The organism is Vibrio sp. 2033 (assembly GCF_033339735.1).
This window is the reverse complement of sequence record NZ_JAWOVC010000715.1, coordinates 1-544: the sequence shown is the minus strand read 5'-3', so window position 1 is coordinate 544 and position 544 is coordinate 1. Positions and strand designations below refer to the sequence as shown.

The 544-nt window shown below is 45.2% G+C and carries 1 protein-coding gene; it reads left to right on the top strand.

Annotation, left to right across the window (positions count from 1 at the left end; genetic code table 11):
- On the top strand, positions 1–544 hold a 544-nt coding region (gene slmA, locus R7P74_RS28685), incomplete at both ends, for a nucleoid occlusion factor SlmA (protein ID WP_318124088.1).

The window sequence follows — 544 nt, the reverse complement described above, 5'->3', positions numbered from 1 at the left end:
CGGCAGTAAAAAATCCAATCGTCGTGAAGAGATCTTGCAAGCATTAGCACAAATGCTTGAATCTGCAGAAGGCGCTTCACGCATTACTACGGCAAAATTGGCAAAACAAGTCGGCGTCTCCGAAGCCGCGTTGTACCGTCATTTCCCAAGTAAAGCTCGCATGTTTGAAGGTTTGATTGAGTTCATCGAAGAAGCCTTGATGACTCGCATCAACCGCATTTTAGATGACGAGAAAGATACACTAGAGCGTATTCGTATGGTAATGCACCTGATTCTTGCATTTTCAGAACGTAACCCTGGCTTGACACGTATTCTGTCTGGTCATGCTTTAATGTTTGAAAACGAACGTCTACGTGAACGCATCAACCAGCTGTTTGAACGTATCGAAACCCAACTACGTCAGATTCTGCGTGAGCGTAAAATTCGTGAAGGTAAATCTTTCCCTGTAGAAGAGCGCATTCTTGCTGCGCAAATTCTTGGGCAAGTTGAAGGCAGCCTGAACCGTTTTGTGCGCAGCGATTTCAAGTACCAACCTACTGCAAAC